The organism is Microbacterium sp. Bi128, assembly GCF_918698205.1.
Genome location: NZ_CAKKMM010001180.1, coordinates 1 through 1,608, shown reverse-complemented (window position 1 = coordinate 1,608; position 1,608 = coordinate 1). Strand labels below are relative to the sequence as shown.

General features: G+C 61.9%; 2 protein-coding genes. Both read right to left on the bottom strand.

The genetic code is table 11. The features are described from left to right. On the bottom strand, positions 1-752 hold a 752-nt coding region (locus tag LQV45_RS31020; protein ID WP_230011150.1), incomplete at its 3' end, for a phospholipase D-like domain-containing protein. Between the two features lie 478 nt (positions 753-1,230). After that, the gene (locus tag LQV45_RS31015; protein WP_230011149.1) at positions 1,231-1,419 is read right to left on the bottom strand and encodes a hypothetical protein; all 189 of its coding nucleotides are present in this window, start codon (positions 1,417-1,419) and stop codon (positions 1,231-1,233) included. Between the last annotated feature and the right edge of the window lie 189 nt (positions 1,420-1,608).

The window sequence follows — 1,608 nt, the reverse complement described above, 5'->3', positions numbered from 1 at the left end:
TTCGTGTCGTAGCTCGCGTCGATGAGGTTCTGGGACCCCGTGAATCCCACGCGGCCATCGACGACGCAGATCTTCCGGTGATTGCGCAGGTCCGGCCTCTGCCATTCGCCACGCCACGGCCGCACCGGCAGCATGGGGCGATATTCCGCCCCTATCTCCTGGAGGAACTCCAGGGTTTCTTTCCGGCCGGGGAACTTCAGGCCAGCCAGATGATCGGACAGAACCCGCACGTCAACGCCGCGCCGTCGTGCCCGGGCCAGCGACTGAAAATACGGCTCTGTCGTTGCGTCCAGCACGAGGATGTAAAACTCCACGTGCACATAACTTGTGGCCGAATCAATATCAGCGATCATGGCATCGAAAGCTCCGTTGTACTCGCCCAACAGGGTCGCACTGTTGCCCGAGACCATAGGGAGGGCCCCAAGGTTGCTGTTCAACACCACCGCCGAATGCAGCCATTCCGGCCAATCAAGGCCGCGGCTAATGAACGGGCTACCTTCAGTCCGTGACAGGACCAGAGCGTTAACTTCGCGCTGTTTGTCCCTGCGCGCCTTGGGCAGTTTCGAGTAACCAACGAAGAAATATGCGACGGCACCAAGGATCGGTATGAAAATTATGGCGAGCACCCAGGCAATGGCAGAGGATGGACGGCGATTCATCGACACCAGGACAGCTGCGACGGTCACGAGTAATATGTGGGCCGCCAGCAGGAGCAAGGCAAACGTTTCCGCGTCCTGGAAGAATCCGCGCACGGCTGCCTAAACGTACTTCAAGGCGCGAACGCCGTCAGACCAGCACCCGGCTCTTGGTTCCGTCAAAATATCCCAATAGTCTTCCCGGAAACTCATTTGCTTTTCCTGCTCTCAAAGATGCGTTCTCGTTTCCGGGACGGCCTGTCCCTCAGCCCTCTCTTTGGAGGGTATGACCATTGTTTGCATTAGGTCCGGCATGGGCCTCACCCGCTGCGGGTGAAATTCCGGAAATGCGTAGCGCGAGTTCCGAGTCGGGTTCGACCAGCTGGGCCCGCAGGCGACTGAAATCCCGGACCCGGTCCGCGGAAAAGTCCGCCCGCCTGGCTGTAAGGATCTGCAACCCGTTCCGAGCCGCGGCAGGGCCCGTGGCTGCGCCCGAGAAGGCGTCGCCGTTCGCAGTGGCCGCCAAGTAGACGGGCACGGAAAGGAAAGGCAGGCACCCCACGGGTGCCTGCCTTTACCATCGCCCATGCCGCGCTCAGTGGCTCTTGCGTGCGTCCTGCAGGTGCCGGTCGAGCTTTTCTTCGGCTTCGCGGCGCCGCTGACCGATGATGCGCAGCTGCTGCGTAATCGGATTTCCGTAGCCATCAACGTCGCGGTGATGCGTGCCCTTCAGGCGCTCGGGGCCGGAGGGCAAGGTCACCCGCGGTTCAGTATTTTCGCCCATACCGGGATGATCCCACACTGCCCGCCGGCTGAAAAGGACGGCTATCGCCTCGAAGAACCGGCCGGCACGCCGGGTTCATTCCGGCCTCGTGTCCCGATGCAGGTCCGTGTCGAGGGCATGGGCGCTGGCCAACCTGGCCAGCAGGATCCCCAGCTGCGCAGACTGTTCGCTGGTCAGGGGGGCCAGGAG

Bases quoted from the DNA above. Each gene is read 5' to 3' on its own strand.
- LQV45_RS31015 (WP_230011149.1), bottom strand. From the start codon at position 1,419: ATGGGCGAAAATACTGAACCGCGGGTGACCTTGCCCTCCGGCCCCGAG.